General features: G+C 46.3%; 9 protein-coding genes. All 9 read left to right on the top strand.

Annotation, left to right across the window (positions count from 1 at the left end):
* Positions 1-23: 23 nt before the first annotated feature.
* The gene (gene infA, locus NCCP2222_RS05370) at positions 24-242 is read left to right on the top strand and encodes a translation initiation factor IF-1 (RefSeq protein ID WP_184209310.1); all 219 of its coding nucleotides are present in this window, start codon (positions 24-26) and stop codon (positions 240-242) included.
* Positions 243-281: 39 nt separating this feature from the next.
* On the top strand, positions 282-395 hold the full coding sequence (gene rpmJ, locus NCCP2222_RS05365; protein WP_076758849.1) for a 50S ribosomal protein L36: 114 nt from the start codon (positions 282-284) through the stop codon (positions 393-395).
* Positions 396-419: 24 nt separating this feature from the next.
* Positions 420-785 carry a 30S ribosomal protein S13 gene (gene rpsM, locus NCCP2222_RS05360; RefSeq protein ID WP_184209309.1) on the top strand — a complete coding sequence of 122 codons (366 nt, stop codon included), beginning with the start codon at positions 420-422 and terminating at the stop codon, positions 783-785.
* Between the two features lie 23 nt (positions 786-808).
* Positions 809-1,198 (top strand): 30S ribosomal protein S11, encoded by a 390-nt coding sequence (gene rpsK, locus NCCP2222_RS05355; RefSeq protein WP_184209308.1) that lies wholly within the window; start codon positions 809-811, stop codon positions 1,196-1,198.
* Between the two features lie 135 nt (positions 1,199-1,333).
* Positions 1,334-2,278 carry a DNA-directed RNA polymerase subunit alpha gene (locus NCCP2222_RS05350; RefSeq protein WP_184209307.1) on the top strand — a complete coding sequence of 315 codons (945 nt, stop codon included), beginning with the start codon at positions 1,334-1,336 and terminating at the stop codon, positions 2,276-2,278.
* 27 nt (positions 2,279-2,305) lie between these two features.
* Complete coding sequence (gene rplQ, locus NCCP2222_RS05345) at positions 2,306-2,686, top strand: 50S ribosomal protein L17 (RefSeq protein ID WP_207959134.1); 381 nt, start codon at positions 2,306-2,308, stop codon at positions 2,684-2,686.
* Positions 2,687-3,120: 434 nt separating this feature from the next.
* On the top strand, positions 3,121-3,969 hold the full coding sequence (locus tag NCCP2222_RS05340; protein WP_248510312.1) for an energy-coupling factor ABC transporter ATP-binding protein: 849 nt from the start codon (positions 3,121-3,123) through the stop codon (positions 3,967-3,969).
* Positions 3,945-4,817 (top strand): energy-coupling factor ABC transporter ATP-binding protein, encoded by an 873-nt coding sequence (locus NCCP2222_RS05335; RefSeq protein ID WP_248510310.1) that lies wholly within the window; start codon positions 3,945-3,947, stop codon positions 4,815-4,817. Before NCCP2222_RS05340 ends, NCCP2222_RS05335 begins: the two co-directional genes overlap by 25 nt.
* On the top strand, positions 4,814-5,447 hold a 634-nt coding region (locus tag NCCP2222_RS05330; protein WP_248510308.1), incomplete at its 3' end, for an energy-coupling factor transporter transmembrane component T family protein. The genes NCCP2222_RS05335 and NCCP2222_RS05330, both read left to right, overlap by 4 nt.

Genomic DNA, 5,447 nt, shown 5'->3' with positions numbered 1-5,447 from the left:
GATATAGAAGGGAGACAGGATTGATGGCGAAGGACGACGTAATTGAAGTTGAAGGAACCGTAGTCGAAACGTTGCCGAACGCGATGTTCAAGGTAGAATTGGAAAATGGCCATACGATTCTTGCGCATGTTTCAGGCAAGATCCGTATGCACTTTATCCGCATCCTGCCAGGCGACAAAGTGACATTGGAACTTTCGCCTTACGATTTAACACGCGGTCGGATCACATACCGTTTCAAATAAACTTTTGCAACTCCGGAATATCGAAGGAGGTTGGGTAAGATGAAAGTAAGGCCATCTGTAAAACCGATCTGCGAAAAATGCAAAGTCATTCGCAGACGCGGCCGAGTAATGGTAATCTGTGAAAATCCTAAACACAAACAAAGACAAGGCTAATTCAAAGGGAGGTGCACACTCTATATGGCACGTATTGCTGGAGTAGACGTACCGCGCGATAAGCGCGTTGTCATTTCATTGACATACATTTTTGGAATCGGTAAAACTTCTGCACAAAAGATCTTGGCTAACGCTGGTATCTCTGAAGACACACGCGTTCGTGATTTGACTGATGCAGAACTAGATAAAATCCGTGAGCAAATCGACGGCTTGAAAGTTGAAGGGGATCTTCGCCGTGAAACTTCCCTTAACATCAAACGTTTGATGGAAATCGGTAGCTTCCGTGGAATCCGCCACCGTCGTGGATTGCCAGTACGCGGACAAAACACGAAAAACAACGCACGTACTCGTAAAGGTCCTAAACGGACAGTTGCTAACAAGAAGAAATAATAAGTAAGGGAGGTTTTCTAAACATGGCACGTAAACAACAAACTCGTAAACGTCGTGTAAAAAAGAATATTGAAACTGGTATTGCACATATCCGTTCGACGTTCAACAATACTATCGTAACGATCACTGACAGCCACGGGAATGCACTTTCTTGGTCAAGCGCTGGTGCACTTGGTTTCAGAGGTTCCCGTAAATCAACTCCATTCGCTGCACAAATGGCTGCTGAAACAGCTGCGAAAGCATCTATGGAGCATGGCTTAAAATCTTTGGAAGTTACAGTAAAAGGACCAGGTGCTGGACGTGAAGCTGCTATTCGTTCACTACAAGCTGCAGGTCTTGAAGTAACTGCAATCAGAGACGTAACACCGGTACCACATAACGGTTGCCGCCCGCCAAAACGTCGTCGTGTATAAAGGTTTGTTCTCCAATTGATTGAAAAGCACAATTTTTGGCAAAAATGAATTGTGTGATTGCAATTTGTTGTCTATACGAATCGATTTCAATATGGAACGGCCTATATACTAGACGTTTTGAAGGAGGGTAAATGAATGATCGAGATTGAGAAACCGAAGATTGAAACAGTTATGATCAGCGAAGATTCCAAGTTCGGTAAGTTTATTATTGAACCATTGGAGCGTGGATACGGAAATACGTTAGGGAATTCCTTGCGCCGTGTGCTTCTTTCTTCATTGCCAGGAGCTGCCGTAACATCTATTCAGATCGACGGGGTTCTTCATGAATTCTCTACAATTGAAGGTGTCGTCGAAGACGTAGCAACAATTATTTTGAACGTGAAGAAGCTTGCTCTCAAAATCTACTCAGATGATGAGAAAGTGATTGAAATAGATGTAAAAGGTGAAGGAGTTGTAACAGCAGCTGATATTACTCACGATAGTGATGTCGAAGTGCTGAACCCTGATCTTCATATCGCAACGCTTGGCAAAAACGGACATCTCCGCATGCGCATGTATGCTGTCCGTGGACGGGGCTATGCGCCTTCTGATCAGAACAAACGTGAGGATCTTGCGATTGGTGTTATTCCGATTGACTCTATTTACACTCCAGTTTCACGCGTCAATTTCCAAGTTGAAAACACACGGGTTGGTCAAAGTACTAACTTTGACAAGTTGACGTTTGATATTTGGACAGATGGCAGCATCGGTCCGAAAGAAGCTGTTTCGCTCGGAGCAAAAATCCTGACGGAGCATCTGAACATTTTTGTCGGCATGACTGACGAAGCACAATCTGCTGAAATCATGGTGGAAAAAGAAGAAGACCAGAAAGAGAAAGTCCTTGAGATGACGATTGAAGAACTTGACCTTTCCGTTCGTTCTTATAACTGCCTGAAACGTGCAGGCATCAATACAGTTCTTGAACTTGCTAACAAGTCAGAGGACGAAATGATGAAAGTGCGAAACCTTGGCCGTAAATCACTTGAAGAAGTGAAGGCGAAATTGGACGAGTTGAACCTTGGGTTACGCTCGGAAGATTAAGAAATAAATTGAGGGAGGGAAACTTCTATGGCATACAGAAAACTTGGACGCACAAGTTCACAACGTAAAGCGATGCTACGCGACTTAGCGACAGACCTCATTATTCATGAGCGTATCCAAACGACTGAAGCGCGCGCAAAAGAATTGCGTTCCGTAGTCGAAAAAATGATCACTCTTGGTAAGCGTGGAGATTTGCATGCGCGTCGTCAAGCTGCTGAGTTCATCCGTCGTGAAGTGATTGTAACTGAAGACGAAGAGGGCAAAGAGCAAACGACATTTGCATTGCAAAAATTGTTTGATACAGTTGCACCGCGTTATGCAGATCGCCAAGGCGGTTACACACGTATCATGAAAATGGGACCTCGCCGTGGCGATGGAGCACCTGTAGTAGTTATCGAATTAGTTTAATCCATCTAGACGGGCGGTACGTATGCCGCCGGTGTCTGTTTGGAATCGGAGGAGGGTGTGTCTGGCATTCGCATAGCCACACCCTTCTTTTACAATAGATTTATACGACAATATGAAAAGCTGAGTGTTACGATTGATGGCAGGCACTGTCCCTCCATTGGTCTAGCTCTACGTACCTCATCCGCTGATTCGGATTGAGCACCCGCTATCAGTTATAGATATGAGCGCATTTCTTCGGATGAGGTGCGCGCTTTTTTTATTTTTATTTATATATCCGGCATTCACTGGCTGTAAGACCCCCACCCTACGCATGAGCGTGGAGGCCGTAACAGCTTGTCAATGCACATTCTCTCGGAACGGACCGTACTCGAGTGAAATCTTTACGGACTTAGTGCTCCAAATGATACATAACGATTCAGTCTGGGGTGGTCGAATTGAAGGAAATCCTTTCGTTAGAACATGTTTCATTCACATATGCATCAGAAGACGAGCAGGAGAGCAGAAAAGCATTGGATCATATTTCATTCACCATCAAAGAGGGTGAATGGATAGCGATAGTAGGACATAATGGTTCCGGTAAATCAACATTGGCCAAATTGATCATTGGACTCTTATTCCCGAGCGAAGGGACGATTCGCGTCTTCCTGGAAGAGTTGGGCGAAGAGAATCTTTGGGAGATCCGGTCACAAATGGGCATCGTTTTTCAGAACCCTGACAATCAGTTTGTCGGTTCGACTGTTCAGGATGATGTCGCATTTGCTTTAGAGAACAATGGCGTTCCCTTTGAAGAGATGGTGCCGCGGGTGCATTCTGCCCTTGCCCAAGTGAAGATGGAGTCCTTTCTGGACCACGAACCCCATCACCTATCTGGCGGACAGAAGCAGCGTGTAGCCATCGCAGGGGCGCTTGCTCTCGAACCAGAGCTGCTCATCTTGGACGAAGCGACTTCCATGCTGGATCCGCAAGGCAGGGATGAAGTCATCAAGGTGGTAGAGGAACTGAAGCGGAAAACTGGCTTGACGGTCCTCTCTATTACGCATGACCTGGAGGAAGTCCTGTTGGCTGACCGCGTCATCGTCATGAACCAAGGAAAAGTGCTAGCTATTGGATCGCCCGCAGAGATCTTCGAACGAGGGGATGAGCTGGAAGCGATCGGACTTGATTTGCCGTTTTCCATGAAATTGTCCAGCTATCTTCGAGATGAGGGCATTGATTTGAATGGTAACCATATGTCAGAAGAAGAGTTGGTGAATGAACTATGGACATCGTACTTCAACAAGTAGGCTATTTATATGCGAAGGATTCGCCTTTCGAAAAACGAGCATTGGAAGAGGTCAATGCGACCATCCCATCCGGCTCCTACACCGCTATAATCGGCCATACCGGTTCAGGCAAGTCCACATTATTGCTTCATTTAAACGGGCTCCTGAAGCCTTCTGAAGGCTCAGTGCGTGTCGGTCCGACTGTCATTACATCCGATACGAAAGGGAAGTCGTTAAAGGACGTCAGAAAGCATGTCGGCATTGTCTTTCAATTTCCCGAACACCAGCTGTTCGAAGAAACGGTTGAGAAGGATATTATGTTCGGCCCATTGAATTTTGACATTCCGGAAGAGGAAGCAAGAAGCCGGGCTCATGAATTGATCAAGCTCCTCGGCTTGCCGCCGGATGTGGCACAAAAATCGCCATTCGATCTTTCAGGCGGTCAAATGCGCCGGGTGGCAATTGCGGGCGTTCTTGCTTTTAACCCTTCTGTACTCATTTTGGATGAACCGACAGCGGGACTCGATCCGCGGGGCAGGAAAGAGATTATGGAACTGTTCCACCGTTTGCATGTAGAAGAGAACCTGACGACCATCCTCGTCACGCACAGCATGGAGGACGCAGCGAGATATGCCGACCAGGTCCTCGTCATGCATGATGGAAGGTCTGTTTTATCAGGCACGCCGGAGGAAGTATTCGGGCAGGCGGAGGAGCTGGCTTCCTACCGGTTAGGGGTTCCGCGTTCTGTTCAATTCCAGCGGGATTTTGAGAAACTGACGGGTACACAGCTCGGAAGGCTGGCATTGACAGAGGAGCAGCTCGCGAAAGAGATGGCCGTGGTCTTGAAGGAAGCAGGTGGCCGAAGATGATGGAAAAAATGATTTTTGGCCGCTATATTCCGGGCCATTCCTTCGTCCATCGGCTGGATCCCCGCTCGAAATTGATTTTTGTCTTTCTGTTCATCGTAGCCGTCTTTTTCGCTAATAATACAACGACGTATGCCACCCTGCTGGCGTTTACGCTGCTGACCATCTTGACGTCAAGAATCCGGTTGTATTTTTTGTTCAATGGATTAAAACCGATTTTATTCCTAGTCGTTTTTACGCTATTAATGCATTTCATTTTTACAAAAGAAGGACCAATTTTGTTTGAATGGAAATTCATTAGGATTTATGAAGAAGGACTTCGGCAGGGGATTTATATTTCCGTTCGTTTTCTTGTTCTCGTCTTGATGACTACGATTCTAACTTTGACGACTTCACCGATTTCCATCACGGACGGAATGGAGACCTTGTTGAACCCGTTGAAAAAAGTGAAGCTCCCTGTCCACGAACTGGCCCTCATGATGTCGATATCTCTACGGTTCATACCAACCTTGATGGACGAGACGGATAAAATCATGAAAGCTCAGCTGGCCAGAGGTTCCGATTTAACGACAGGTTCTCTGAAAGAGCGGATTAAGGCCGTTGTCCCATTGCTCGTTCCTTTGTTTGTCAGTG

Source organism: Sporosarcina sp. NCCP-2222 (genome assembly GCF_023168145.1).
Lineage (GTDB): Bacteria > Bacillota > Bacilli > Bacillales_A > Planococcaceae > Sporosarcina.
Note: the sequence above shows the minus strand (reverse complement) of the source record. Positions and strands in the feature narration are given on the sequence as shown.